Raw genomic sequence first — 25,179 nt, forward strand, 5'->3', positions numbered from 1 at the left:
GTTGTGCGGAGCGTCCGCCCGCACCGCGCGCGGCAGGCGCCCCCGCGCCGCCGTTCGTCGTGGTGACGGGCGGGCCGGGGGCCGGGAAGACGACGCTGCTCGACGCGCTGGCGCGGCGCGGCCACCCGATCACGGCGGAGGCGGGTCGCGCCATCATCCGGATGCAGCGGGCGTGCGGCGGGGACGCGCTCCCGTGGGCCGACCGGGCGCGCTTCGCGGAGCTGATGGTCGCGCGGGACGCCGCCACGTACGCCGGAGCCGACCGCGCCGGGCCGCCGGTCTTCTTCGACCGGGGCCTGCCCGACACGATCGGCTACCTCCGTCTGGAGGACCTCTCCGTGCCGCCCGCGCTCCCCCGCGCGGCCCGCGCGCTCCCGTACCACCCGCGTGTCCTCCTCGCGCCCTTCTGGCCGGACATCTACCGCCTCGACGAGGAGCGCGCCCAGTCGCCCGCCGTGGCGCGGCGCACGGGCGAGATGATCGCGGCGGTGTACGAGGAGTACGGCTACGAGGTCGTGCCGCTGCCGTGTGTCGACGTGGCCGGGCGGGTCGCGTTCGTCGAGGAGCTGTTCGGGGCCTCCCCCGCGCTCAGACCGGTTTGCGGGCCTCGATGAGGAAGCGGCTGCTGTGGGCGAGGAAGCCGCCCTCGGCCTCGATCAGCTCGTGCAGCTCGCGCAGGCGGTCCTCGTACCGCTCGACGGTGAAGCCGGGGACCATCCACACGACCTTGCGCAGGTAGTGGACGACCGCGCCGATGTCGTGGAACTCCATCCGCAGCCGTACCGCGCGCAGGTCCACGACCTCCAGGCCCGCCGCCTCGGCGGCCGTGCGCGCCTTCTCGGGGTCGCGTCCGGTCCACGTCTCCTCCGGCTGCGGCCCGAGGAACCACTCGCTGACCTCGGCGCCGCTCCACGGGCCGACCTCCTGCGAGAAGTACGTGCCCCCGGGAGCGAGCACGCGCGCGACCTCCGCCCAGTCCGTACGGACCGGGTGCCGCGCGCTCACGAGGTCGAAGACGCCGTCCGGGAAGGGCAGCGGCTCGCCCGCGCGCGTCGCCACAACGACGATGCCGCGCGGGGCGAGCAGCGCGGTGGCCTTCGCGGCGTTCGCGGGCCAGGACTCGGTGGCGGCGGCGCACGGCGGTACGGCGGGCGCGCTTGCCAGGACCTCGCCGCCGCCTGTGTCGATGTCGAGGCTCACCCGCGCCCGCCCCATCCGTTCGCCGAGCAGCCGCGCGTACCCCCAGGGCGGCCGTTCCTCGGTGGCCCGGCCCTCGAACCACGAGAAGTCCCAGCCTTCGACGGGAGAGGTGGCGCCGTCACGGACGAGGGCGTCGAAGTCGTGTGCGGTGGAGTCCATGGGTCGAGCATGACGCGGGTGCGAGGGGTGTGGCCAGCGGGTTTCGGGGTGGGGAGCCGGCGCGGGGCCGGGCCGACGGGGGCTTGAATGCGGTACTGGTGGCGCCGATACTCGCTCGCGTGCTCCCGCCCCTCCGTCTCAGCCCGTGCGGGGGAAGGAGACCTCGACGCGGCGGTTCTTGCGGCGGCCTTCCTCCGTGGTGTTGTCGGCGATGGGGTAGTCCTCGCTGTAGCCGCGGACCTCGAAGGTGACTTCGGGGCCGAGGTACTGGGCGAGTTCGTCGTGGACGATGTCGGCGCGGCGTTTCGAGAGCGTTTTGCCGTGGGCGTAGCTGCCGAGGTTGTCGGTGAAACCGAAGACGCGGACGGTGCGGGCCCGTTGCTTCTTCGCCTCCTCTCCGATGGCCTTGATGCGGGCCCGGCCGGAGGGGTCGAGGGCGAATTTGTCCTTGTCGAAGAGGACTTCGGCCTGGAGGGCGAATTTGACGTCGGTGTTCGTGTCCTCGCGGCGTTCCTCGCCGCCGAGGTCCTCGACGACGGACTTGATGTCGAGCACTTTGGCCGGCGCGAGCTGCGCGCCGTCGGCGAGACGGAGCCCGGGACTGCTCGCATCGACGTCGGGGGGCGGCGAGGTGGTCACGCTCCCCGGCGGCACGGTGGGGCCGTCATCGGCGCCGGCCACTCCCCCGGGGAGCCCGAAGACGAGCGTCGCCGAAGCGACCGCCACCACAGCCCCCGCCCGAAGCCGCCCCATCACTGCGCCTCACTGAGCGGAATCTCGGCGGGCGGCATACTCCCGACCTGAAAGGTGACCTTCTTGGTGGAGGCGGGAGGAGCGGGAAACTGAGCGAACCAGTCCGTCGTGGCCCCGGGGTTCACACCTCCGACAAAACGAGTGCAGAGGCAGCGCCCCTGCGTATCGCGGAGCACCAGATATCGCTTCTTCGCCCCGCCGTCGACCAAGGAGGCTCCGGCGATGGAGCCTCCGTTGTCACGCAATTCCCGCTCGTCACCGCGCCAGTCGGCAGCTGTCCAGGCATTTCCGCTGCCGTTGGTCACGGTGCCGCTGACCGTGACGAAACCTGCTGCATCACGTTGCGCGCTCGTGATTTTCAGGTCGAGTTCCTGCCCGCCCTTGACCTCGGCGAGGACGGCGTCACCGCTCTCCTCCGAAGAAGGCTGCGCGGCCGGTGACGAAGGTCGGTCTTCGCGCGTGGCGGCGGGAGATGAGCTTGTCGATTCCTTTCCGGAATCCCCGTCTCCCCCTCCACCGCAGGAGGCGACCGCGAGGCTCATCGCGGCAACAAGGGAAAACGCCACGACCGCCTTTCTCGGCTCCCTCAGGGCACGCCGTTGGGGAACAGACATGACTCCGCCTTCCATGTGATCAGTCCGTCAGTTGCACCGAGAAAAGTTCCGAAGAGCTGGGAAGTCGCGCGTCGTCCAGCTCTTCCGGATCAAAGGAATAACGCTCGCCTTTCGCGCAGACGAAGGAGACCTGGCCCTCCTCCGGCTTGCCCTCGCCGATCGCGCAGAGGGGCTTCACCGCGGCTGTCGCCTCCGCGTGTGCGCGCTTCCCCTGAATGCCCACCACCACGTTCGGCCCGAGACCGGTGTTCCGTACCACTCGCACACGGACACCCGGCCCCACTGCCGTGTCGACACGCTGCAGGCTTTCCACGGTCGCGTCATTCGACGACGCCAGACGTGCTGCCGCCGGGGAGAGGTCCACGGGGTCGCTGCCGAGCCCGTCCAGCCACCTGCCCCAGTCCCCGTCCTGCTCCAGAGCGGCGACGAACCCGTCGGTGAGCTGATCCCTTTCCTCCTGAGCCGCGGCAATCGCAGCCGCGTCAGCAGCCGACTGAGCGCCGTTCCTCCCCAACGCCGCTTGGGCGAAGGCGAAGAACGCGAATGCCGCGAAGAGGATCGCCGCTGTCGCCCACACGAACAGCGGCAGCACCTGACCGGCCTGCCCGTCGCCAGCTCTCAGCCACCCACCACACTGTTCACCGCGTCCAGAATCGCCCCGGAGATCTTTCCGTCGAGCCCCAGACCGTCGATCAGCACGAAGATCCCCGCGATGATGATCAGCAATCCCGCGTACTCCACGAACCCCGCTCCGTCGTCCCTGCGGAGCCTGTGTCGGAGGGTGGGGAGCCAGGTGGTGGGCTTGGGCATGGTGGTCTCCCGGGTGGGCCGGAGTGGTGGTGTGACCGTAGGGCCACGGAGGGTGGTGGGGGGAGGGTCCGTGGACCCAAGGGGTGAGGTCAGGCATGGGGGCCTCCCAGGGCGGGGTGGGCCGTGCCGAGCCAGCGGGCTATGGCCTCGCTGCGGGTGGTGGTCTGGAGCTTGGCGAAGATGCGGTTGATGTGGTTCTTCACCGTCTTCTCGGTGATGAAGCACGCCGCCGCGATCTGCCGGTTGTTCAAGCCCGCCGCGATGAGGTTCATGACCTCTTCCTCCCGTGCGCTCAGCGGCCCGCCCCACGAGGGTCGCACAGGTGATTGCTTTTGCGAAGGGGGTGGGAGGGCGGGGGCTCCCGCCCGTAAGTGTCGCACCGCCCCCACGAGTTGGGGCACCGTGAAGTCCCCGTGCACCAGGCACCCGGCCGCCCCCAGCCGCCGGGCCCGCGCGTGGAGTTCCGCGTCGCGCCCGTAGGTGATGACCAGGACGGGTGCCAGCCGGGCGAGGCGGGGCAGGACGGTCAGTCCGTCCACGACCGGCATCCGCAGGTCGAGGAGGACCCCGTCGGGCCGGTGGCGTTCGGTCGCGGCCAGCGCCTGGCGGCCGTCCGCCGCCTCGGCCACGACGACCGCGTCGGCGCGGCCTTCGAGGAGGGCGCGGAGTCCGGCCCGTACGACCGGGTTGTCGTCGGCCACGACGAGCCGCAGCGGTTCAGGCGGAGCGATGGGCATGGTCCTCGGGCTCCTCTCGGTCGGTGGGAAGGGTCAGTTCGGCTCGGACCTCGGTGCCCGGTCCGCGCGGCGGCGCGCCGATCGTGAGGCGGGTGGGGCACGGCAGGGTCGCGAGGCGTTCGCGCAGGCCGAGGAGTCCGTAGTGGCCGCGCGCCGCGAGTTCCTGGGGGCCGGGGAGGCCGGGCGGCAGGCCGACGCCGTCGTCGCGGACGGCGAGGACGAGGCGGCCGGTGACGGGCTCGGTGCCGTAGACGAGGACGACGTGGCGCGCGCGGGCGTGGCGGGCCGTGTTCTCCAGGGCCTCGGCTGTGACGAGGAGGAGGGTGCGGGCCGTGGCGGGGGCGAGGAGCGGGGCGGGGCCGAGGGCCGAGCGGGTCGCGGGGGCGGCGGTGCGGTCGGTGTGGGCGGCGAGGAGGGCGTCGAGTTCGGGGACGAGGTCGACGGGGCCGCCCGGGTCGTCGGTGCGGCGGCGCAGGCCGCCGAGGAGGACGCGCGACTCGGTGGCCGCGCGGCGGGCGGCACGCGCGACGTGGGCGGCGTCGCCGCGCACGACGGCGGGGTCCTCGGTCGTGGAGAGTGCCTCGGCCGCGAGGGCGACGCCGTGCAGGGTCTTGGCGACGGTGTCGTGCATGTCCCGGGCGAGGCGGGCGCGTTCGGCGGCGAGCGCCTCGGCAACGGCGAGGCGCTCGCGGGTCTCGGCGAGGGTCGTGCTCGCGGCGAGGAGGCGGTGCACGAAAGTGCGGAGCGTCGCGCCCGCGACGGCGGCGGCGAGGCAGAAGCCGGCGACGAGGAGCACGCCGGTGCGGGGCGCGGCGGGCGGCGTGGCGAGGGCGGCGAGGATCGCGAGCTGGAGGACGGTGAAGAAGACGGCCCAGCGGCGGGTGTAGAGGAGCGCGGCGAGCAGGGGCGTCGCGACGGCCGCGTAGCCGAGCGGCGAGGCGGCCGTCGCGACCAGGAGGAGCACGGTCGTCGCGGCGAGGTCGACGGCGAGGAGCGTGGGGTGGCGCAGCAGGAGCGGGACGACGCGCTCCCAGTGGCGCAGCACCGCGTACGAGCCGAGCAGGCTCAGGAGCGCGGCGGTGACGGCGAGGGTGCGCGAGGCGCCGGGCTCCGCCGAGCGCAGGGCGAAGGGGATGCCGAGGGCGAGGACGGCGAGGCGGGCGCCGATGACGTGGCGGCACAGCGCGGCGAGGGCGTGGGCCGGAGGCGGGGACGCGGGGACGGGGGGCGCCGGGCGGGGGGCGTGCTGGTCGGGCTCGTGCGGGGCCTCGTACCGGTTCCCGTACCGGCCCTCCTGCGCGCCCCGCGCGCCGTTCGTCTCGTACGGGCCCCGCGCGTTCGTCTCGTACGTGCCGTAGCGCCGTGCGCGGCGTTCGGGTGTCCCGGTCAGGGGGGTCACGTCTCGCTCACCCGCCCAGGATCGATCCGAGGTCGGACCCGGAGCCGAGGAACATGCCCGTCGCGATGAGGATCATCGTGGCGGGGAGCATGAAGACGAGGGTGACCATGGTGGCCTTGGGGATGGTCTTCGCGGCGCGGCGGCGGGCCTGCTGGGCGTCGGTGCGGCGCATGTCGTTGGCGATCTGGATGAGGGTCTCGGCGATCGGGGAGCCGAGTTCCTCGCCCTGCTGGAGGGCGGAGACGAACTGGGCGACCTGTTCTGAGTTGTTGCGGCGGCGCAGTTCGTCGAACGCCTGGCGGCGGCTCACGCCCATGTCCATCTGCCGCAGGGTGATGCGGAGTTCGTCGGCCCAGGGGCCCTCGTACTTCTCGGCGACGCGTTCGAGCGCCTGCCGGAAGCCGAGGCCCGCGCTGACGACGACGGCGAGGACGTCGAGGAAGTCCGGGAGGGTGCGGTCGATGACGTCGCGGCGCTCGCGCACGGCCTGCCAGATGGTGGCGTCGGCGGCGACGAGGCCGAAGCCGAGGGCGAGGAAGGCGAAGAGCGGGGAGCCGTAGCTCGCGAAGATCGCGGCCATGAGGAGACCGAAGATGCCGTAGACGGCGCGGCGGGCGGCGTAGCGGTCGAGGGTGAGGCCGCCGGGGTTGCCCGCCATGTCGATGCGGCGGCGCTTGGCCTCGACGCGGCGCGGGCCCATGAGCTTGAGGACGTACGGGGCGAAGCGGAGGCCGAGGCGGTCGACGGCGGAGTCGGCCGCCTTGACGCGGGTCGAGCCGACCTCCAGGGCGAGCGCGAGGTCGTCGGGGAGCTTGGTCTCGCTCCGGTACATGCGCAGGCCGAGGAGGACGCCGCCGACACCGGCGGCCATGAGGAGGGCGAGGAGGACGCCGAGGGTTCCGGTGCTCATGCGGCGGTCCTTCCCGTGCGGCGGGTCGTGGCGCGGGGTGCGGGTCGGCGGGTCGCGGGGCGGGGTGCGGGTCGGCGGGTAGTGACGCGGGGTGCCGGTCGGTGCGACCCAGCTTGAGGTGCGGGTCGGCGGGTCTTCGCGCTGCGTGCCCGTCGGCCGATCTCCGCGCCGCGTGCCCGTCGGCCGGTTTCCGTACCGCGTGCCGGTCGGCCGTTCATACGTCGATCCTTCCGAGGCGGCGGATGACGAAGAAGCCCACGGTGTAGAGGCCGAGGGAGAGCAGGATGAGGAACTGGCCGAGCCCCGAGCCGGTGACGCGGTGGAGGGCGCCGTCGTTCTGGGCGTTGACGAGGAGGAGCGAGCCGAGGCCGAGCGCGGGGACCGTGAAGGCGGTCGCGTTGACCTCGGAGAGCATGGTGCGGACCTCGCGCCGGGTCTCCTTGCGCTCCTCCAGGGTGACGGTGAGGTTGCGCAGGGAGCCGACGACGGTGCCGCCCGCCTTGTTGGAGAGGACCAAGGTCGTGACGAGCACGACGAGTTCGCGCGACGGCAGGCGGCGCGAGAGTTCGTCGAGCGCTTCGTCGATGGAGCGGCCGAGGGCCAACTGGTCGGCTACGTTGCTCAGTTCCTCGCCCGCCGGGTTCTCCAGCTCCTCGGCGGCCATCGCGAGCGCGGTCCGCAGGGCGAGCCCGGCGGCGGTCGCGTTGGCCAGGAGGCGGGCGACGTCGGGGAGCTGGCTGATGAACGCCTCTATGCGCTTGGCGCGCTGCCAGTTGAGGAAGGCGTACGCGGACCAGGCGCCGACGAGGGCGGCGATGGGGCCGAAGAAGGGGGCGAGGACGGTGGCGGCGACGGTCCACAGGAGAGCGAGCCCGGCGAGGGCGTAGAGGGTGAACTCGCCTGCGGAGACCGGGAGTCCTGTCGAGGAGAGGCGGCGGTGCAGAGCGCGGCCCGCGCGGGTGCGGCGGACGGCGCGGTCGAGCCCGGCGAGGCGGCGGGAGCCTCTTGTACGGGTGCCGAGGTGGCTGTCGCCCGCGAGGCGGTCGACGAGGGCTTCGCGCTCGGCGCGGCCCTGCGCCCACAGGCGCGCGGCGACGACGAGGAGGACCCCGGCGAGCAGCGTCCCGCCGAGGGCGAGGAGGACGGGTCCGTTGGTCATGCGGGGGCCTCCTCGTACGAAGTCCTGCGGGGTGCGGCGTTGGGCCGGGGGTCGCGGGTGGGGGGCGGGTTCATCCGCGCGCCTCCCTCGTGTGCCGGTCGAGTGCGTCGTCGGGGGCGACCCCGTAGGCCGCGGGGAGCACCTCTCCGGCGAGGTGCAGCTTCTCGGCGGCCGAGCGGGGCAGCGGGAGGTGCCGGTAGGCGCCGCGCACGACGCGATCGGCCGTGAGCGGGGCCGTCTCGAAGCGGGTGACGGTGGTGATGCGGAAGGGGTCGTGGCCGCGCGAGGTGAGGAGCGCGATCTCGGTGATCTTCCGGGAGCCGTCGGCCTGGCGGCCCAGTTGCACGACGACGTCCACGGCGGAGTTGATCTGGTCGCGCAACGCCTCGAAGGGGATGCGGACCTCGGACATCGAGCCGAGGGTCTGCAGGCGCATCAGCGCGTCCTCGGCGGAATTGGCGTGCACGGTGGCGAGGGAGCCGTCGTGACCGGTGGACATGGCCTGGAGCATGTCGAGGGTCTCGCCACCGCGCACTTCGCCGACGATGATGCGGTCGGGGCGCATCCGGAGCGAGTTGCGCACGAGGTCGCGGATGGTGATGCGGCCCTTGCCCTCGACGTTGGGCGGCCGTGACTCCAGGCGGATGACGTGGGCCTGCTGGAGCTGGAGTTCGGCGGAGTCCTCGATGGTGATGATGCGCTCGTGGGCCGGAACGATGCCGGAGAGCGCGTTGAGGAGCGTCGTCTTGCCCGTGCCCGTACCGCCCGCGACGATGATGTTGAGCCGGGCGCGGACGAACGCGGCGAGGAGCAGCAGCATTTGCTCGTCGAGCGAGCCGAGGCCGATCAGTTCGGGGAGCGTGTAGACGCGCGGGAAGCGGCGGATGGTGAGGGTCGCGCCCGTGAGCGCGAGCGGCGGGATGATGACGTTGACGCGTTCGCCGCTCGGGAGGCGCGCGTCGACCATCGGATTCGACTCGTCCACGCGGCGGTTGACCGTCGAGACGATGCGCTCGATGGTCTGCATGAGCTGGTCGTGCGAGGCGAAGCGGAGCGGGAGGCGCTCCACGCGGCCCGCGCGTTCGACGAAGATCGCGTCGGGCCCGTTGACCATGATCTCGGTGATCGAGGCGTCTTCGAGGAGCGGTTCGAGGATGCCGAGGCCGAGCGCCTCGTCGACGACGCGCCGGATGAGGCGGCTGCGTTCGGACGTGGAGAGGACCGGGCCCTCGCGGCTGATGAGGTGGCCGAGCACGCGTTCGAGGCGGGTGCGGCGCTCGCTCGCGGAGAGCGCGGACATCTCGGCGAGGTCGATCTCCTCCAGGAGCTTGGCGCGGTATCCGGCCACGAGGCGGCCGTCTTCGAGTACGCCCTCGTCCTCGGGCGCGGAGATGCGGGAGCGCAGGCTCACGGCAGGGTCACCTCCCCGGTGTCGTCGTTGGGCATGGTCGCGGAACGGGTGACGGTCCAGCCCTTGCCGACGAAGGGCAGCAGGGTCGGTACGCGGACGGCGACGGTGTACGTCGTGGTGTCGCCGCCCCCGCCGGGCGTGACGGTGGCGTCGAGCCCGTCGGTCATGGCGGCGTGCGCCGCGGCGACCCCGTTGCCGCCCTCGGCCTGCGAGGCGACGCGCGCCCCGGCGCGGGCGCCGGTCCCGGCCTGGTTCGCGGCGAAGCCGACGAGGCCGAGCTGGATGGCGGCGAGGCCGACGAGGAGGAGCACGGGCAGGAACCCGGCGAATTCGAGGAGGGAGCTGCCGCGGTCGTCGCGGGCACGGCGCGCGGTGGGATGGGCACGGCTCGCGGTGGGACGGGCCGCGCGGGGGCCGGGGGTACGGGCGTGACGCCGCCCCGTACCCGTACGGATGCTCTCGCCGTCCGCCACGGCGTGGGCCGCGCCCGTCATCGGTCCCCCTCCGTGGCCGCGCCCGCCTTGCCCTCGACGGTCCAGCCGCCGTCGACGCCGGGGAAGAAGAGGGGGACCTTGGCCTGGACGGTGGTCCGGTAGACGTCGCCCGCGCCGCCGCAGCTGATGGCGGCGCCCTGCCAGGCGCCTGGGAGGTGGCGGGTGGCGGCGGCGCGGCAGGCTCCGGCGCCGTCCTCGCCCGCGGCGACGGCGGCGGTGCCCGCGCGGGCGCCCTCGTCGGCCGCGTTCGCGGCGAGGCTGAAGGTGTAGCCGTACAGCGCGCACTGCCACATGAGGCCGATGACGACGAGGACGAGGGGGAAGATCCCGGCGAATTCGAGGGTGACGGCGCCGCGGTCGCCCCGGCGCGCGAGCGCGGTGGACGCCCCGGTGTGGGCGCCCTTCTTGCGGCGCCGCCCGCCGGTGGGCTGTTCGGGGACCTGGACGAGGCCGAGTTCGCCCGCGAGGGCCCACAGGCCCTGCCGGACGGTGCCGCGCGCGTCCAGCTCGTGGACGCGGCCCGCGTCGATGGCTCCGGCGAGCTCCTTGTAGGCGGCGGGGACCGTGGTGCGCGCGGTGCCGGTGCCGGTGATGCGCGAGACCAGGGCCGTCTGGATCTCGCCGGAGCGGGTGTGGCGGTTGAGGACGGTGAGGGTCTCCTCGGCCTTGCGGATCTGGAGGCGTTCCCACAGCCGTACGGTGCGCTTGGCCGCCCGTACCGCCATGACGTCCGGGGTGACCACGAGCAGGGCCTGATCGGCGAGTTCGACGGCGGCGGCGCTCGCGGCCGTGAGCTGGGAGCCGCAGTCGACGACGACGAGGTCGTGGCGCGCGCGCAGCGCGCCGAGGATCTGCCGGGCCGCGCGCTCGGTGACCTCCTCGCCGCGCTCGCCGTCGGCGGGGGCGAGGAGGAGGCTGAGGCCGCTGGGGTGCGGGAACATCGCGTCCTGGAGGACGCGCGGGGTGAGGTCGGCGATTCCGGCGAGGTCGACGCTGGAGCGGCGGAACTGGACGTCCAGGAAGGCGGCGACGTCGCCGCACTGGAGGTCGAGATCGACGAGCGCGACGGTGCTGCCCGACGCCTGTGCGGCGAGGGCGAGCTGGACGGCGGTGAGGGTCGTGCCGACGCCGCCCTTGGCACCGCTGACGGTGAGGACGCGCCCGCCTCCCGAACCGGCGGCGCTCTCGGGGCTGTTGCCGAGGTGGCGGCGCATTCCCGCGGCCCATTCTGCGGCGGCGCGGACCCGTTCGGAGAGGGCGTCGTAGGCGAGCGGGAGCGGGAGGATGCCGCGGGCGCCCGCGTCCATGGCGGCGGTGAGGACGGTGGTGCCCGTGTCGGCGGTGACGAGCACGACGCCGACCTGCGGGAAGCGTCGTACGACCTCGTGGATGAGGTCCAGCGCCGGTACGGGGCCGACGCGTTCGTGGACGAGAACGACTTCGGGCAGTTCGTCGGGCGAGGCCGAGGCGAGCCGGTCGAGCGCGTCGAGGAGCGCGGTCGAGTCCGGTACGGGCAGGGCGGGTTCGGTCTCGGGGAGCTGGCTGAGCAGGGAGACGAGGGAACGGGCGAGGTCGGGGTCGCCCGCCACCGGGAGGATGCGCGTGCTCATGGCCGCCGCCTCACTTGTCCTTGTCCAGGGTGTACGTGCGGTCGGGGCCGGCGGCGGCGGGCGGCTGCTCGCCCGCGCCGACGAGCGCGAGCCGGACGTGGGTCGCGAACGACTCGGCGTAGGCAACGCGTTGGGCATCGGTTGTGCCGAGCCCGAAGGTGATGGGGACGGCTTCGGTGGAGCGGTTGCGGTTGTCGTCGTTGTTCTGGTCGAAGGGCGTGAGCTTGCCGACGTCGAGGACCTGGGCGCGCTCGACGATGAGCCGGGACTCGTCCTTCTGGTTCTCGTTCTGGCCCTTGAAGGTCGCGTAGATGTTGACCGACGAACCGGGAGTGATCTTCCCCGCGACTCCGGTCGCCGCGTCTATCATGATCGCGATCTCCTGCTCCCCCGCCCTGAGCGCGGGCCGGTTCACGATCATGTCGTCCTGGAGCAGCGAGCCCTTGTGGAGCGTGGTGACGGCGATCTTGCCGCGCAGGGCGCCGAGTCGGGTGACGGCGGTGTCGGGCAGCCAGCGCTCGGGGACGGACACCTTCTCGAACTGCGAGGCGTCGAGGCTCTTGTACGGGGCGATGTCGTCCTTGAGCCGGTAGGCGGTCTTCTCGTCCCCCACCTTGGAGTTGACGTTTCTGACGACTCCGAGCACCCCGACGAGCGCGATGAGGGCGCACACGGCGGAGAGCACCATCAGGACGACGCCTCGGCGCTGGCGTGAGTTCATGGCCGGAGTACCTCGATCGGGGCGGGAGTCGGGGCGGGAACGGGGAGTGGCGGGTGGGGCCGGGGCTGGTACCGGGGCGGGGCGGAGTTGGGGCGGGGCGGGTGATCGCGATGTCGGCGTTGTGGGTGTCCGGGCGGGTCGGACTCCGGGATGGTGCGGACTCCGGGTGGTGCGGTCTCCGGGTGCTACGGGCGGAGACCGTACGGGTGTGGAGCTTCGAGTCCCCGGAGAGGTGGGGCCCGCGGGTCGGCGGGCCCCCGGGTCAGCGGTACGGGGGGTGCGACGAGCCCGGACGGTCGGGCGGGGCCGTACCCGGTGGAGGGGCGGACCGCGGCGCCGTGCCCGAGGGGGCGACGGGGCCCAACTCGCCCGGCGGGCCGGGGAGTCCGGATTCGGGGCGGGGTCCGGCGTGCGGGAGGGCGGCTGCCGCGCGGCGGGCGGCCGGGAGGTCGCGTACCGGATCGCGCGGTGTCTCGCGACCGGGCTCGCGGGCCGCCTCTCGGCCGAACCCGCGCGCTGCCTCGCGGCCGGGTTCGCGGCCGAGTTCGCGGGGGCCGGCCGGGGCGCGCAGGGCCGGTGGGGCGAGGGGGGCGCCGCAGAATCCGCAGCGGTCGCCGAGGAATTCGAGCCCGCACCAGCGGCAGCGTTCGCGGCGCACGGAGGAGACGAGCTGGTAGAGGACGGAGATGTCGGGGATGCCCGCGGCGAACTCGGTGAGCTTGCCCGTGCCCCACCAGGCCGCGGAGTCCTTGGGGAGGGGCACTTCGGTGACGGACTGGACCTGCCAGGTGCGGGCGAGGGTCTCGCCGAGCCAGGTCGAGGGGCGGTCGCCGTGGGCGAGGTAGAGGCGGGTCGCGAAGTCGGGGCCGGGGAGTTCGGCGCCCGGCACGGCCTTGACGAGGCGGGGTTCGGGGTGCGCCAGGACCGCGTACTGCGTGCCGGGGAGCCGGGAGCGGGCGTGCGAGCCGAGCGGGACGGGCACGCGGTCGAGCCTGGCGAGCGAGCCGAGTACGGCGCCCGCGTGCACGTAGTGGGCGAGGAGGCGGGCGGCCGAGGCGAGAACGCCCGGGGTGAAGTCGCAGACGGAGAGCTGCCGCAACTGGAGTGCCACGAGGGCGAGTCCGAGCGGGGGCAGATCGAGGCCGACGAGGGTGACGCGGTCCGCTTCGAGGGCCGCGCGGGCGGTGCGCACCCGGCGGATCGTCTCCGGGTCGGCGGCGGTGGAGTGCAGCACGATGAGCCAGCCGTGCTGCTCCAGTAAGGCATGGAGTTCGGCGAGGGACTCGGCGAGCGGGGCGCCCGTCGCGGCTCCGAGCGGTACGGCGCCGGGCGTGTGGCGGTCCGGCGAGGGGAGTACGAGGTCGCTCCCGGTCACTGCGACAGCGGTCGGCACGGTCCCACCCCCTCCCTGAATCCCCGAATCCCCCGAGCGCGTACGCGCGGGCGCGCGAAGCCGGGTCGAGCGGCACGCCGCCTCTCGCTCCTGCACCATATCCAGCCGCAGCATCCTCAACACCCCACTTCGCAGGGTTCGTAGGGCCTTACGACCGCGCGGGGTTTCCACGACTGAAAGCCGGATCTTGGCCGGAAAGTGCGGTTACGTGGGAGGAGTTGGGCCCATTGTGGCGGCTTGCCCACCCTTCCCGACCGGTTCGGTGTCCGGATGCGCTGTACGGAAGGGGGCCTTCGGGCCCTTGCCGAAACATCTGTCCACACGTGTCGGGAAGTTGTGCGGGGCCGACGGGGCGGGGCGGGGGCGACATATCGGGCCTGGAGGGGGGTGGGAGCGAGGTGACGCCAGAGGAGGGCGCGGGCGGGGCAGCGCGGAGGCGGGGATGGGCGGGGCGGGGGCGGGTCGCGGACGGGGGCGCGCGGCGGGCGGGGGCGCGTCGCCGGCGGGGGGCGGGCCAGGGGCCGAGTGCGGCCCGTACCGGAAGCGACAAGTCCTGTACCGCCTCTTGACAGCGCATATTGGTCTGGACCAGCTTGGAGGGCGATGGCGCCCCACCGCCGTCAACTCCCCCCACTGGAGGCACTTTCATGCTGCATTCCCCCCACCGTCGTTCCTCCCGCGCGAGCCGCAGGCGTGGCGGAGCGCTCGGTACGGCGCTCGCGGGCGTCGCCGCGCTCGCGCTCGGCGCCACGGCGCTCACGGCCGGGATCGCTCCCGCGAGCGCGGCGGAGCAGGAGGCTGCCGTACCGGCGCACGCGCTCACCGGCTACTGGCAGAACTTCGACAACGGCGCGACGGTCCAGACCCTCGCGGACGTCCAGGACCAGTACGACATCATCGCGGTCGCCTTCGCGGACGCGACCGCGACCCCAGGCGCGGTCGACTTCTCGCTCGACTCGGCGGGTCTCGGCGGTTACACCGAGGAGCAGTTCAAGGCCGACGTGAAGGCGAAGCAGGCCGAGGGGAAGAGCGTGATCCTCTCGGTGGGCGGCGAGAAGGGCACGGTCAGCGTCAACGACGACGCCTCTGCGGGGGCGTTCGCGGATTCGGTGTACGCGCAGATGCAGGAGTACGGCTTCGACGGGGTCGACATCGACCTTGAGAACGGCCTCAACTCCACTTACATGTCGAAGGCGTTGCACGACCTCGCCGCGAAGGCGGGTTCGGGCTTCGTCCTGACGATGGCGCCGCAGACGATCGACATGCAGTCGACGTCGAACGAGTACTTCAAGACGGCGCTGGACGTGAAGGACATCCTGACCGTCGTCAACATGCAGTACTACAACAGCGGTTCGATGCTGGGCTGCGACGGCCAGGTCTACGCACAGGGCACAGTCGACTTCCTCACCGGACTCGCGTGCATCCAGCTCGAAGGCGGCCTCGACCCGGCGCAGGTGGGCATCGGCGTCCCGGCCTCGTCGAGCGCGGCGGGCGGCGGCTACGTCGAGCCCGGCGTGGTGAACGCGGCGCTGGACTGCCTGGCCAAGGGCACGAGTTGCGGCAGCTTCAAGCCTGACAAGACGTACCCGGGCATCCGGGGCGCGATGACGTGGTCCACCAACTGGGACGCCGCGGCGGGGAATTCCTGGTCGGACGCGGTGGGCGCGCACGTGCACGGGCTGTAACCCGCGCGGCGGGACGGCGGTACGGGGTACGGGGACGAGCCGCTTGCTCGTCCCCGTACCCCGTACCCGTTATGTCGTACGGCTGCCGTGACGCTGCGGGCGGCGTTCAGGCCGGGCTGCCGGGCGGGGGCGGGGTGGCGGGCCGTGCGGCCGGTCGCCCCGCCCCGGCGTCACTCCTCGAAGTGCGCGTCGAGCGCGGTGTCCAGTTCCTCGGTCCAGCGGCTCAGTGTCGCCTTGTCCGGGGCCTGGACGTCGTGCGGGTACCAGCGCTCGTCGGGGGTGTGCACGGTGACGGTGAGACGGCGGCCGATGCGCGAGGTGCCGTACTCGACGGCGGCCACCTCGCTCCAGGTCCACTCGCACGCCTGGTCGTCGAGCGCGTAGCGGACGCCGTCGCGGTCGAGCGTGACGGAGCCGCGCCGGTCGGCGGCGGTGAACGCGGCGTCGGCGCGGAGGTTCTCGTCCGCCTCCTCGGCCTCGGCCTTGTCCTCGTCCTCGTCGGCGGGGGCGTCCGCGTCATCGGGGGCCGGGGCCGGGGTGCTGGCGTCCGGCTCGGCTGCCTCCCGTTCGGTGGGGGCGTCGGGGGCCTCGTCGTCGGCCGCCGCTTCGGCTGGGGCGGCAGCCGCGGGGGCGCCTCCTGAGCCGGATTCGGCGTCGGCCCCGGTACGCGCCTCGGCTTCGGGGCCGGGGGCCGCGTCGGCCGGCTCCGCGTCAGGGTCGGGTGCGGGCGCGGCGGCGTCCGTGCCGGGGCGCGCCTCGGGGGCCGCTTCCTGCTCCGTACCGGGCGCGTCCGTCCCCGTACGAGGACTCGGCACCGTGAGGCCGGGGATCAACGCCGGATCGGCGGCGGCGCCGATGGGCGGAAGGTTCGGTTCACTCTGCTTCTGCTCCACGGGGCGCAGTATGACGGACGCGCCTGTGGAACGCAGGTTCGGGTGCGCGGGACACACAGATCCCACCACACACGGGCACCACGAAGGCCCCGCCTGTGGACAACTCGGCAGATCCTGAGAATCCGCTCACTCGATGAGGTGAGGGCGTGAGCGGGTTCCTCGGGGTTGTCCACAGATTGGGGGTGGGTGGGGTGGGGAGGGGGGTGGCGGCTGGAAGACTTGAACGCGTGGAGGTGGCCCCCCCTTTGGGAGGGCGGGTCATGCGCTGGGGACGGTTGTGGGGGGAGGTGTGGCGGGGTGCGGGGGTGCGGGGGTGCGGGGGAGGAGGAAGCGCGGGGGCGAGAGGAGGAGGTGCGGGTGCCGCAGAGAGGCGGGTCCGGGGGCCGTATGCGGGGCGGGGGGTGCCAGGGACGCGGAGAACCGGATGCGGGGTGCCGGGGGCCGGGGGCCGGGCAGAGGAAAACCGGATGCGGGTTCCGGGGAGCCGGGGCAGGGGGAACCGGGTGCGGGGCACCGGGAGGCCGGGAGGCCGGGAGGCCGGATGGGGGGGCGCCCTGGAGCCGGACAGAGGGGAACCAGGTGCGCAGCGCCGGGGAGCCGGAGCACAGCCGAACCGGGTGCCGGACACAGGGGCCGGTGCGGAGTCACGGGGGGGGGACACCAGGCGCCGAGGGCCCCCCAGTACGGACGCCGCGCCGAAGCCCGGTACAGCCCTCCCACGCCCACGTCGGAATTCCGCCAGCCCCACACCCCCGCCCCCAGTTGACTACCCCCATGACCAACACCACCCAACCCCCCGCCACCCCGCACCTACCCCCCACCGCGACCTCCCCCACACCCCCCACGACGGCCGCCCCCACACCCCCCACCACAACCTCCCCCTCCCCCACCTTCCGCGCCCTCCACACCCCCGCCGCGCCCCTCGCCCTCGCCAACGCCTGGGACGTCGCCAGTGCCCGGGTGGTCGAGGCCGCCGGGGCTTCCGCCGTCGCGACCACCAGTGCCGGGGTCGCCTGGTCGCTCGGGGTCGCGGACGGGGATGTGCTGGGCCGGGACCGGGCCGTCGCGCTCGTCGGGCGGGTGGTGCGGGCGGTGGCCGTGCCCGTGACGGCGGATATCGAGGGCGGGTTCGGGCGGGACGCGGGGGAGGTCGCCGAGACGGTCGCCGAGGTGCTCGCGGCGGGGGCCGCGGGCGTCAACATCGAGGACGGTGCGCGGGAGCCCGGCGAGTTCGCCGAGCGCTTGGCCGCCGCGCGGGAGGCCGTGGAGCGGGCGGGCGGGGATCTGTTCCTCAACGCCCGTATCGATACGTACCTGCGCGGGCTCGGTGATCCGCGCACGCGGCTCGCGGAGACGCTGGAGCGGGCCCAGCGGTACGTGCGCGCGGGTGCGGACGGGATCTTCGTGCCCGGCGTGACGGACGCGGAGAGCATCGCGGCGCTCGCCGCAGGCATCCCCGTGCCCCTCAACGTCCTCGCCGGGCCCGGCACCCCGCCGGTCGCCGAGCTGGGACGGCTGGGCGTCGCGCGGGTGAGTCTCGGCTCGGCGGTCGCCGAGGCGGCGTACGCGGTGGCGCGGCGGGCCGCGCGGGACCTGCTCACCGGGGGCGGGTACGGGGTTCTCGCCGACGGGATCGCGTACCCGGAGCTGAACGGACTGCTCGCGGCGGCCCCCGGGGAGTGAGGACCGGACCCGGAGGCCACGCCCTGGCACGCGAGGCCAACCGCGAACCGTCTCGCACCGCCCCCACCCAGACAGCACGCCGCCCCGCCCCCGTACGCGAAGAGACGCGACGGCGGGCGGGGCGGCGGGAAGCGGCGGCTCCGTAAGGCGGGGGCGAAACGGGGGGGGCGAGGGCGACAGGGCGGGTCCGGAACCGGAACCAAGACAGGCACCGGAGCCGCCAACCGTACGAAGTCGGCGAACAGGCCCCGCCCCACCTCATCCCGTCCCGAACACCTCACCGCGCCCCCGACACCTGCCCCCCGCACTCGCCCGCCGGGACTCAGCTGTCCAGCACAGCCAGCGCGTCGATCTCGATCAGCAGGCCCTTCGGCAGTCCCACGTACACCGTCGTCCGGGCCGCGGGGGCCTGCGTGAGGCCCTGCTCCTCGAAGTAGGCGTTGTAGATCTCGTTCATCTCGGCGAAGTGGTCGACGTCGGTCAGGTAGACGCGCATCATCATCACGTCGTCCCAGCTCGCGCCGCCCTCCTCAAGGATCGCCTTGACGTTGGCGAAGGTCTGGAGGGTCTGCTCGCGCAGGGTGGGGCCCGCGGGGGTGGGGGCCTGGCCCTCGACGGCGGGGAGGAAGCCGACCTGGCCGGCGACCTGGAGGATGTTCCCCTTCTTCACGCCGTGGGAGAACTTCGCGGGCGGGACGGTGTGCGTGGCGGGGGTGAGGGCGGTCTTCTCGGTCGGCATGGCGGGTCAGGCTTCCTTGTTCGGCGTTTCACTGGCGGCAACGGGCGCGCCCGGCACGGGCGATCCCGACACGGTCCCACCCGGCACGGGCGATCCCGACACGGTCCCACCCGGCACGGGCGATCCCGACACGGTCCCACCCGGCACGGGCGTTCCCGCGTACTCCCGGCTCACGGCGTCGGCAGTGCGGCGCACGAGCGGGAGAAGACTGAGCAGGTCGTCCGCGCTGACGACGACGTTCGGCGCGGAGACGGAGAGGGCGGCGACCACGCGTCCGTCGGCGCCGCGCACGGGGGCGGCGACGCAGTTGATGGACTCCTCGTGGCCGCCGAGGTCGGTGGCCCAGCCCTGTTCGCGTACGCGCGCGAGTTCCTTGAGGTACGCGGCTGCGTCCGGGGTCGAACGGGGCGTGTAGCGCGGGTAGTCGAGGCGTTCGGCGACGGCGCGGCGCTCGGGCTCGGGGAGGTCGGCGAGGATGAGTTTCGCGACGGCGGCGACGGTCATCGGGACGGTCTTGCCGACCCGCGAGTACATGCGGACCGGGTAGCGGCTGTCGACCTTGTCGAGGTAGACGACCTCACCCTCCTCGTGCACGGCGAGGTGGACGGTGTGCCCGCACGTCTCGCCCAGGCGGACGAGGTGCGGGTGCGCGATGCCGCGTACGTCCAGGTGCTCGACGGCCTGCGCGGCGAGCGCGAAGAGCCTCGAGCCGAGGCGGTAGCGGCCGTCGTGCTGGCGGTAGACGAGGCCGTGTTCGGCGAGGGTGCGGAGCAGGCGCAGCGCCGTGGACTTGTGCACGTCGAGGCGTTCCGCGACGCCGCCGAGGTCGGCGGGGCCCTCGGCGAGCAGCGGCAGGATGCTCAGCGCGCGATCGACGGTCTGGCTCATGCCCCGGCCGCCTCGGCCGACCGAGCAGCCCCGCCCGCCTCAGCCGCCTCGGCCGACTGAGCAGCCCCACCCGCCCCAGCCGCCTCAGCCGACTGAGCCGCCTCGGCCCACCCCGGTCCCAGCGCGAGCCCGCCCCACTCCTCCGCGTCGAGCGCGGCGAGGCGGTCGGTGAGGGCGCACGGCGGGGGTGTCGTGAGGTCAGCGGCCACGGTGAGGACGTTCGCGGCGAGCAGGTGTCCCTGCCGCAGCCGGTCCGCGACGGGCAGGCCGCGCAGGAGTCCGGAGAGGTACCCGGCGGCGAAGGCGTCGCCCGCGCCGACCGGCGCGACGACGTCGACGCGCGGCGCGGGCTCGTGGATCACGGCGTCGGGGGCGGTACGGAGGGCCGCGGGCGCCTCGCCGGTACGGGGATCGCCGGCCCCGTTCGCCGGAGTCGCGTCCTCCCCGGCCCCGGAGCGCGTGAACACCGTCGCGCCGCCCGCGCCCTGCTTGACGACCAGCGTCGTCGGTTCGGGGAGCGCGTCGCGCACCGCCTGCGGGCCGCCCGTGACACCCCACGCCGTCTCCGCCTCGTCCTCGCCGACGAAGACGAGGTCGGCGCCGCGCGCGAGGCCGAGCAGGACCTCGCCCGCCGCCGCCCTGTCGGGCCACAGGCTCGCCCGGAAGTTCACGTCGAACGAGACGAGGGGGCGCCCCGGCGCCCGCTCGGTGAGGGTGCGCAGGAGGGCGAGGCAGTCGGGCGAGAGCGCGGCGGTGATGCCGGTCACGTGGAGGACGCGGGTGTCGCGCAGCGCGTCGAGCGGGACGGTGTGCGGGGACATCGCGGAGGCGGCGGAGCCCGCGCGGTAGTAGACGACCTCGAAGGCGGCGTCGGCGTCGCGGTCGGCCGCCGTGCGGAAGTAGATGCCGGTGGGGCGGGCGGGGTCGCGTGTGACGGCGCTCGTGTCGACGCCGTACGCCGCTATGGCGTCCACGAGGTGCTCGCCGAAGCCGTCCGCGCCGACCCGGCTCACCCAGCGGGCGCGGTGCCCGGCGGCGGCGAGGGCGCAGGCGACGTTGGACTCGGCGCCGCCGATGGCGCGCGTGAAGGCGGGGACGTCGGCGAGGCGGCCGGTGGTCTGCGGGACGAAGGTGACCATCGACTCGCCGAGGCAGACGACCTCGGCGCCGGGGCCGCTCTCGCCGGTGCCCCCGGCCTGGCCGGGGGCCTGGGCCGGTGCCGGAACGGTGGCGGCTGCGGTGTCGGTCGCGCTCACGGTCTGCCTCTCGTCGTACGTACGGGGTGGAAGTTCCCGGGCCGGTGCGGGGCCGGCGTCCCACCCGCCTCATTGACCCCGACTCGTCCAGGATGTTAGACACCATGAAGCGACATACGCAATGAGCGTTGCACCCTGCGCAACACGGGCGGCCGGAAAACGCCGTCGCCCGCGCGAGGGGGGCGCGCCGCCTCGGCCCCTTGGGAGTACGTCATGACCGCTGGGCACAGCCGCCCCGCCGCCCTCGACCGGCTCGCGCTCGACCGGCTTTCCGCGGTCCGCGTGGACAGCCGCTTCAAGGGGCTGCCTCCGGACGCCGAGGGCCTGACCGTCGCCGAGCTGGCCGGACAGCGCAGGAACCTCTTCACGGGCGGATTCACGACCCCCGTGCTCGCGCTCTCGGCCGAGGCGCTGGAGCACAACCTCGCGCTCATGGAGACGTACACCGAGCGCCACGGCCTCGATTTCGCGCCGCACGGCAAGACGTCGATGGCCCCGCAGCTCTTCCAGCGGCAGCTGGAGCGCGGCGCCTGGGGCATCACGCTCGCGGTGCCGCACCAGGTCCGTGTCGCGCGCGCCTTCGGCGTGCCGCGCGTGTTCCTCGCCAACGAGCTGGTCGACGCGGCGGCGCTGCGCTGGCTCGCGGCCGAGCTGGCGGCCGACCCGGACTTCGTCTTCGTCTGCTACGTGGACTCGGTGCGGGGTGTGGAGCTGATGGACGCGGCGCTCCGCGAGGCCGCCGGGTCCCTGCCCGCCGGTCCGTCGAGCGCGCGGCGCGTGGACGTCGTCGTCGAGCTGGGCGCGGGCGAGGGCGCGCGGACCGGGGTGCGGACGGAGGCGGAGTGCGCTGCGGTCGCGGACGCGGTCGCCGCGACGGGCACGCTGCGGCTCGTCGGGGTCGCCGGGTACGAGGGCGAAGTACCCGAGGCGGACCCGGAGCGCGTGCTCGCGTGGCTGCGCAGGCTCACCACGCTCCTCGTGGACTTCGACGCTGCGGGCCGGTTCACGGCGGCGGGCACGGACGAGATCATCGTGAGCGCGGGCGGCAGCGCCTGGTTCGACGCGGTCGCGACCGCGTTCGCGGAGATCGGTGAACTGAGCGCGCCGGTAAGGAAGGTGCTGCGTTCGGGCGCGTACGTCTCGCACGACGACGGGCACTACAAGCACCTCACGCCGTTCAACCGCGTCCCCGACGAGGGCGCGCTGCACCCGGCCTTCCGGCTGTGGGCGCAGGTCGTCTCGCGCCCGTCCGCCGAGCAGGCGTTCGTCAACGCGGGCAAGCGGGACGCCGCATACGACCTCGACCTGCCCGAGGCGCAGGCGGTACGGGACGCGCGCACCGGCGAGGTACGCGGCGCCGGGGGCATCGCGGTGAGCGGGCTCTCGGACCAGCACGGCTGGGTGCGCACGGAGCCGGACGCGGAGCTCGAGGTCGGGGACTGGCTCGGCATGGGGCTCTCGCACCCGTGCACGTCCTTCGACAAGTGGCAGCTGATCCCCGTCGCGACGGCGGACGGCACGGTCACGGACTACGTACGGACGTTCTTCTAGGAATCCCCGGCACTCCCTCTGCCGCGTCCCTCCCCGAACAGGAAAAGCCCCATGCCCGCAGCACCCGCCCCCTCCCCCGGCCCCGAACTCCTCGTCCGTGACGCCCTCGTGGTCGACGGCTCGGGTGAAGAGCCCTACCGCGCCGACGTCTTGCTGCGCGGGGGCCGGATCGCGGGGATCGGGCGGGAGGGGGACGGGCGGCGCCTGTCGGCGGCGCGCACGCTCGACGCGGACGGGCTCGCGCTGGCCCCCGGCTTCATCGACATGCACGCCCACAGCGATCTCGCCGTGCTCCGCGACCCCGCGCACACGGCGAAGGTCGCGCAGGGCGTGACGCTCGAAGTCCTGGGCCAGGACGGCATTTCGTACGCCCCTGCCGACGAGCGGACGCTCGCCGAGGTGCGCCGCACGATCGCGGGCTGGAACGGCGGCGGGCCCGGGGACGACTCCGTGGACTTCGACTGGCGCACGGTGGGCGAGTACCTGGACCGGCTCGACCGGCAGGGCCTCGCCGTGAACGCCGCGTACCTCGTCCCGCAGGGCACGGTCCGGATGCACGCGATGGGCTGGGAGGACCGCCCGCCGACCGCCGCCGAGCTGGATCGGATGCGTCAACTCGTCGCGCAGGGGATGCGCGAGGGCGCGGTCGGCATGTCCTCGGGGCTCACGTACACGCCGGGCATGTACGCGAAGGACGCCGAACTGACCGAGCTGTGCCGGGTCGTCGCCGAGTACGGCGGCTACTACTGCCCGCACCACCGCTCGTACGGGGCGGGCGCGCTGGAGGCGTACGAGGAGATGGTCGCTCTCGCGCGCGAGGCGGACTGCCCGCTCCATCTCGCCCACGCCACCATGAACTTCGGCGTGAACAAGGGCCGTGCGGCGGAGCTGGTCTCGCTGCTCGACGGGGCGCTCGCGGCCGGCGCCGACATCAGCCTCGACACGTACCCGTACACCCCGGGTTCCACGACGCTCGCCGCCGTGCTGCCCAGTTGGGCGAGCGAGGGCGGCCCGGAGGCGACGCTCGCGCGGCTCGCCGACGCGGAGACCGCCGAACGCATCCGGCACGACCTCGAAGTGGTCGGCTCGGACGGCTGCCACGGGGTGCCGATGGAGTGGGGGACGATCGAGATCTCGGGCGTCACGAGCCCCGGGCTCGCGGACGCCGTGGGCCGTACGGTCGCCGAGTCCGCCGCCGCGCGGGGCGTCGCTCCGTGGGCGTACGCCCGCGAACTGCTCCTCGCCGACCGCCTCGGCCCGACGATCCTCCAGCACGTCGGGCACGAGGAGAACGTCCGCGCGATCATGCGCCACCCCGTGCACACGGGCGGCTCGGACGGCATCCTCCAGGGCGCGAAGCCGCACCCGCGCGCGTACGGCACGTTCCCGCAGTACCTGGGGAAGTACGTGCGGGAGGTGGGCATCCTCTCGCTCGCGGAGTGCGTCCAGCACCTCACCTCGCGCCCGGCGGCGCGCCTGCGGCTCCCCGACCGGGGCCTCGTGCGCGAGGGCTACCGCGCCGACCTCGTCCTCTTCGACCCGGCCACGGTCGCGGCGGGCTCGACCTTCGAGAGCCCGCGCACGCTCCCCGTGGGCATCCCGCACGTCTTGGTCGACGGGCACTTCGTGCTGCGCGACGGGGCCCGTACGGAGGCGACGCCGGGGCGTTCGGTACGGGGGACGGGGCGGCGCTGAGGCGCCGGACGGGCTCCGGGCGGGCCCTGGACTGACTTTGGACACGCCCCGGACCGACCCCGGGCGGGCCCCGGACCGGCCCCGGACCGGCCCCGGACCGGCACTCCGGAAAAAATCTTCGCCCATCCGTGAACTTTCCGCCGGACCCCGCCATCGAACCTCGTACACGCACGAGGAAAGGACGATGGCCATGACCGGCAGCCCGAACGAGATCACCGACACCGACCCCACCGTGGGCACCGCCGCGAAGCCCGGTCGCAAGGGCCGGATCGCGCGGCGCATAGCCGCACCGCTCGCCGCGCTCGCGCTCACCGGCGCGGTCGGGGCCGTCACGATGGCGCAGGCCAGCGCCTCCGGGACGAGCGCGAAGGCCGCGACGCCGACCTGCTCGACCTCCGGGCTCAGCGTCTCGCTGAGCAAGCGCCTCGCGGGCGGGATGAACCACGCGGGCGCGATCCTGGACCTCAAGAACACGAGCGGCCACACGTGCGCCCTGCGCGGCTACCCGGGCCTCGGCCTCCAGGACGCCAACGGCAAGACGCTCACGTCGAAGACGTCGTGGGGCAACACCTGGTACGCGCAGGACCCGGGCAAGACCACGCTGACCCTCAAGAACGGCCAGCGCGCCCAGGCCGTCATCGCCTGGACCCACGCCAACACCGGTACGCCGGAGGCCCGGCACGCCGCCAAGCTCGTCGTGACCCCGCCCGCCTCCACGACCCACAAGACGCTGAAGCTCGACGAGTGGGTGGACAACGGCCTGTTGAGCGTCACGCCGGTCGCGTACGCCTACAAGGTGAGCTGACCCGGGGCGCCGGAGCACCGGCAGGAGCACGAGTACGGACCCGGCCGAGGGGCCGGGGCACGCCGGGGGGCGTGCCCCGGCCCCTCGTCATGCCCCCGCTCCCGTTCCGGAAGCGCGCCTTCCACCCCAAATTCGCTCTCACGGGCGTGAGTTCGCTCTCGACGGGCACCCGGCTCCACACAGCGAAAGGCACACGAGCCGCACGATTCCCGCAGGAAAGGACCGCCCCGTGACCAGCTACGACAATCCCGCCTCCGGCACCTCCTACCACGGCCGCCCCGCGACCGGCACGCAGACGCCGGGGCTGGCGGTCGCCGCGCTCGTGACGGGTATCGGCGGACTGATCTTCTTCTGGCTCATCCCGATCCTCGGGCTCGCGCTCGGTGTGCTCGGCGTCGTCTTCGGCGTCATGACGACGCGCCGCGCGAAGGCGGGCGCGCCCGGCAAGGGCATGGGCACGGCGGGCATCGTGACCGGCGCCGTGTCGATCGTGGGCGCGCTCGTCTTCTGGGCGGTCGCCGTCGCGGTCCTCGCCTCCTGACCCGCCCCGGCACACCCCCGCGTCCCCGGCCGTCCTCCCTTGCGGAGGGCGGCCGTTCGTCTGCCCGCCCCCG

The 25,179-nt window shown here is 73.8% G+C and carries 25 protein-coding genes; 7 read left to right on the forward strand and 18 right to left on the reverse strand.

The window, feature by feature from the left end; translation table 11 throughout:
* Positions 1 to 62: 62 nt before the first annotated feature.
* Positions 63 to 614, forward strand: a complete 552-nt coding sequence (locus STTU_RS10675) for an AAA family ATPase (protein WP_234019206.1) — start codon at positions 63 to 65, stop codon at positions 612 to 614.
* Here the strand turns inward: STTU_RS10675 and STTU_RS10680 are convergent.
* The 14 genes from STTU_RS10680 to STTU_RS10740 all read right to left on the reverse strand — a co-directional run bounded on the left by STTU_RS10680 (position 589) and on the right by STTU_RS10740 (position 13,370).
* Complete coding sequence (locus tag STTU_RS10680) at positions 589 to 1,359, reverse strand: methyltransferase domain-containing protein (protein WP_007822613.1); 771 nt, start codon at positions 1,357 to 1,359, stop codon at positions 589 to 591. The two genes, STTU_RS10675 and STTU_RS10680, sit on opposite strands and share 26 nt — an antisense overlap.
* Before the next feature lie 138 nt (positions 1,360 to 1,497).
* Entirely contained in the window at positions 1,498 to 2,112 is a 615-nt protein-coding gene (locus STTU_RS10685; protein ID WP_043254787.1) for an OmpA family protein, read from the reverse strand.
* Positions 2,112 to 2,678 carry a hypothetical protein gene (locus tag STTU_RS32945; RefSeq protein WP_007822615.1) on the reverse strand — a complete coding sequence of 189 codons (567 nt, stop codon included), beginning with the start codon at positions 2,676 to 2,678 and terminating at the stop codon, positions 2,112 to 2,114. The genes STTU_RS10685 and STTU_RS32945 overlap by 1 nt, the downstream gene beginning before the upstream one ends.
* 67 nt (positions 2,679 to 2,745) lie before the next feature.
* Positions 2,746 to 3,318 (reverse strand): pilus assembly protein TadG-related protein, encoded by a 573-nt coding sequence (locus tag STTU_RS10690; protein WP_007822617.1) that lies wholly within the window; start codon positions 3,316 to 3,318, stop codon positions 2,746 to 2,748.
* 26 nt (positions 3,319 to 3,344) lie between these two features.
* Entirely contained in the window at positions 3,345 to 3,536 is a 192-nt protein-coding gene (locus STTU_RS10695; protein WP_043254789.1) for a hypothetical protein, read from the reverse strand.
* Positions 3,537 to 3,625: 89 nt separating this feature from the next.
* Positions 3,626 to 4,273, reverse strand: coding sequence for a response regulator (locus STTU_RS10700; protein WP_010264664.1), 648 nt, complete (start codon positions 4,271 to 4,273; stop codon positions 3,626 to 3,628).
* Entirely contained in the window at positions 4,254 to 5,672 is a 1,419-nt protein-coding gene (locus STTU_RS35860; RefSeq protein WP_052862350.1) for a sensor histidine kinase, read from the reverse strand. The genes STTU_RS10700 and STTU_RS35860 overlap by 20 nt, the downstream gene beginning before the upstream one ends.
* A 7-nt stretch (positions 5,673 to 5,679) precedes the next feature.
* Positions 5,680 to 6,582: a DUF5936 domain-containing protein gene (locus STTU_RS10710; RefSeq protein ID WP_043254790.1), complete on the reverse strand. Its 903-nt coding sequence runs from the start codon at positions 6,580 to 6,582 to the stop codon at positions 5,680 to 5,682.
* A 214-nt stretch (positions 6,583 to 6,796) separates the two neighbouring features.
* Positions 6,797 to 7,741, reverse strand: coding sequence for a type II secretion system F family protein (locus STTU_RS10715; protein WP_007822626.1), 945 nt, complete (start codon positions 7,739 to 7,741; stop codon positions 6,797 to 6,799).
* Positions 7,742 to 7,811: 70 nt separating this feature from the next.
* The gene (locus STTU_RS10720) at positions 7,812 to 9,152 is read right to left on the reverse strand and encodes a CpaF family protein (protein WP_010264657.1); all 1,341 of its coding nucleotides are present in this window, start codon (positions 9,150 to 9,152) and stop codon (positions 7,812 to 7,814) included.
* Positions 9,149 to 9,646 carry a TadE/TadG family type IV pilus assembly protein gene (locus tag STTU_RS10725; RefSeq protein WP_043254792.1) on the reverse strand — a complete coding sequence of 166 codons (498 nt, stop codon included), beginning with the start codon at positions 9,644 to 9,646 and terminating at the stop codon, positions 9,149 to 9,151. The genes STTU_RS10720 and STTU_RS10725 overlap by 4 nt, the downstream gene beginning before the upstream one ends.
* Positions 9,643 to 11,256, reverse strand: a complete 1,614-nt coding sequence (locus STTU_RS10730) for an AAA family ATPase (RefSeq protein ID WP_007822630.1) — start codon at positions 11,254 to 11,256, stop codon at positions 9,643 to 9,645. The genes STTU_RS10725 and STTU_RS10730 overlap by 4 nt, the downstream gene beginning before the upstream one ends.
* Before the next feature lie 10 nt (positions 11,257 to 11,266).
* Positions 11,267 to 11,977: a Flp pilus assembly protein CpaB gene (gene cpaB / locus STTU_RS10735; protein WP_007822631.1), complete on the reverse strand. Its 711-nt coding sequence runs from the start codon at positions 11,975 to 11,977 to the stop codon at positions 11,267 to 11,269.
* Between the two features lie 262 nt (positions 11,978 to 12,239).
* Complete coding sequence (locus STTU_RS10740) at positions 12,240 to 13,370, reverse strand: hypothetical protein (RefSeq protein ID WP_234019207.1); 1,131 nt, start codon at positions 13,368 to 13,370, stop codon at positions 12,240 to 12,242.
* Positions 13,371 to 14,017: 647 nt separating this feature from the next.
* Between STTU_RS10740 and STTU_RS10745 the strand changes: the two genes are divergently transcribed.
* On the forward strand, positions 14,018 to 15,055 hold the full coding sequence (locus STTU_RS10745) for a chitinase (protein ID WP_007822638.1): 1,038 nt from the start codon (positions 14,018 to 14,020) through the stop codon (positions 15,053 to 15,055).
* Between the two features lie 170 nt (positions 15,056 to 15,225).
* On the opposite strand, the gene STTU_RS10750 is transcribed toward STTU_RS10745, so the two are convergent.
* A complete protein-coding gene (locus STTU_RS10750) occupies positions 15,226 to 15,948 on the reverse strand; it encodes a hypothetical protein (RefSeq protein WP_007822640.1) in 723 nt (240 codons plus the stop codon).
* A gap of 774 nt (positions 15,949 to 16,722) precedes the next feature.
* On the opposite strand from STTU_RS10750, the gene STTU_RS10755 reads away from it, so the two are divergent.
* Positions 16,723 to 17,631: an isocitrate lyase/PEP mutase family protein gene (locus STTU_RS10755; RefSeq protein WP_007822643.1), complete on the forward strand. Its 909-nt coding sequence runs from the start codon at positions 16,723 to 16,725 to the stop codon at positions 17,629 to 17,631.
* Positions 17,632 to 17,953: 322 nt separating this feature from the next.
* Here STTU_RS10755 and STTU_RS10760 read toward each other — a convergent pair whose 3' ends face one another.
* Genes STTU_RS10760 through STTU_RS10770 form a run of 3 tightly spaced genes read right to left on the reverse strand, consistent with a single transcriptional unit; the run spans position 17,954 to position 20,514 of the window.
* A complete protein-coding gene (locus STTU_RS10760) occupies positions 17,954 to 18,370 on the reverse strand; it encodes a RidA family protein (protein WP_007822645.1) in 417 nt (138 codons plus the stop codon).
* A 6-nt stretch (positions 18,371 to 18,376) separates the two neighbouring features.
* Positions 18,377 to 19,258, reverse strand: coding sequence for an IclR family transcriptional regulator (locus tag STTU_RS10765; RefSeq protein ID WP_043254794.1), 882 nt, complete (start codon positions 19,256 to 19,258; stop codon positions 18,377 to 18,379).
* Positions 19,255 to 20,514: a sugar kinase gene (locus STTU_RS10770; RefSeq protein ID WP_007822647.1), complete on the reverse strand. Its 1,260-nt coding sequence runs from the start codon at positions 20,512 to 20,514 to the stop codon at positions 19,255 to 19,257. Before STTU_RS10770 ends, STTU_RS10765 begins: the two co-directional genes overlap by 4 nt.
* A gap of 213 nt (positions 20,515 to 20,727) precedes the next feature.
* Between STTU_RS10770 and STTU_RS10775 the strand changes: the two genes are divergently transcribed.
* From STTU_RS10775 to STTU_RS10790, 4 genes are all read left to right on the forward strand, one after another.
* Positions 20,728 to 22,065 (forward strand): alanine racemase, encoded by a 1,338-nt coding sequence (locus STTU_RS10775; RefSeq protein ID WP_007822649.1) that lies wholly within the window; start codon positions 20,728 to 20,730, stop codon positions 22,063 to 22,065.
* A 51-nt stretch (positions 22,066 to 22,116) separates the two neighbouring features.
* Positions 22,117 to 23,760, forward strand: a complete 1,644-nt coding sequence (locus STTU_RS10780; RefSeq protein WP_007822650.1) for an N-acyl-D-amino-acid deacylase family protein — start codon at positions 22,117 to 22,119, stop codon at positions 23,758 to 23,760.
* 184 nt (positions 23,761 to 23,944) lie between these two features.
* Entirely contained in the window at positions 23,945 to 24,565 is a 621-nt protein-coding gene (locus STTU_RS10785) for a DUF4232 domain-containing protein (protein WP_007822652.1), read from the forward strand.
* A 229-nt stretch (positions 24,566 to 24,794) separates the two neighbouring features.
* Positions 24,795 to 25,106 (forward strand): DUF4190 domain-containing protein, encoded by a 312-nt coding sequence (locus STTU_RS10790; protein ID WP_007822653.1) that lies wholly within the window; start codon positions 24,795 to 24,797, stop codon positions 25,104 to 25,106.
* Positions 25,107 to 25,179: the final 73 nt, after the last annotated feature.

This window comes from Streptomyces sp. Tu6071 (assembly GCF_000213055.1).
Taxonomy (GTDB): Bacteria; Actinomycetota; Actinomycetes; order Streptomycetales; family Streptomycetaceae; genus Streptomyces; species Streptomyces evansiae.

Excerpts from the sequence above, each read along its gene's own strand:
- STTU_RS10745 (WP_007822638.1), top strand. The coding sequence starts at position 14,018 with ATGCTGCATTCCCCCCACCGTCGTTCCTCCCGCGCGAGCCGCAGGCGT.
- STTU_RS10730 (WP_007822630.1), bottom strand. The coding sequence starts at position 11,256 with ATGAGCACGCGCATCCTCCCGGTGGCGGGCGACCCCGACCTCGCCCGT.
- STTU_RS10755 (WP_007822643.1), top strand. The coding sequence starts at position 16,723 with ATGACCAACACCACCCAACCCCCCGCCACCCCGCACCTACCCCCCACC.
- STTU_RS10710 (WP_043254790.1), bottom strand. The coding sequence starts at position 6,582 with ATGAGCACCGGAACCCTCGGCGTCCTCCTCGCCCTCCTCATGGCCGCC.
- STTU_RS10725 (WP_043254792.1), bottom strand. The coding sequence starts at position 9,646 with ATGACGGGCGCGGCCCACGCCGTGGCGGACGGCGAGAGCATCCGTACG.
- STTU_RS10785 (WP_007822652.1), top strand. The coding sequence starts at position 23,945 with ATGGCCATGACCGGCAGCCCGAACGAGATCACCGACACCGACCCCACC.
- STTU_RS10775 (WP_007822649.1), top strand. The coding sequence starts at position 20,728 with ATGACCGCTGGGCACAGCCGCCCCGCCGCCCTCGACCGGCTCGCGCTC.
- STTU_RS10715 (WP_007822626.1), bottom strand. The coding sequence starts at position 7,741 with ATGACCAACGGACCCGTCCTCCTCGCCCTCGGCGGGACGCTGCTCGCC.
- STTU_RS10700 (WP_010264664.1), bottom strand. The coding sequence starts at position 4,273 with ATGCCCATCGCTCCGCCTGAACCGCTGCGGCTCGTCGTGGCCGACGAC.
- STTU_RS10695 (WP_043254789.1), bottom strand. The coding sequence starts at position 3,536 with ATGCCCAAGCCCACCACCTGGCTCCCCACCCTCCGACACAGGCTCCGC.
- STTU_RS10680 (WP_007822613.1), bottom strand. The coding sequence starts at position 1,359 with ATGGACTCCACCGCACACGACTTCGACGCCCTCGTCCGTGACGGCGCC.
- STTU_RS10765 (WP_043254794.1), bottom strand. The coding sequence starts at position 19,258 with ATGAGCCAGACCGTCGATCGCGCGCTGAGCATCCTGCCGCTGCTCGCC.
- STTU_RS10685 (WP_043254787.1), bottom strand. The coding sequence starts at position 2,112 with ATGGGGCGGCTTCGGGCGGGGGCTGTGGTGGCGGTCGCTTCGGCGACG.
- STTU_RS10760 (WP_007822645.1), bottom strand. The coding sequence starts at position 18,370 with ATGCCGACCGAGAAGACCGCCCTCACCCCCGCCACGCACACCGTCCCG.
- cpaB (WP_007822631.1), bottom strand. The coding sequence starts at position 11,977 with ATGAACTCACGCCAGCGCCGAGGCGTCGTCCTGATGGTGCTCTCCGCC.
- STTU_RS10780 (WP_007822650.1), top strand. The coding sequence starts at position 22,117 with ATGCCCGCAGCACCCGCCCCCTCCCCCGGCCCCGAACTCCTCGTCCGT.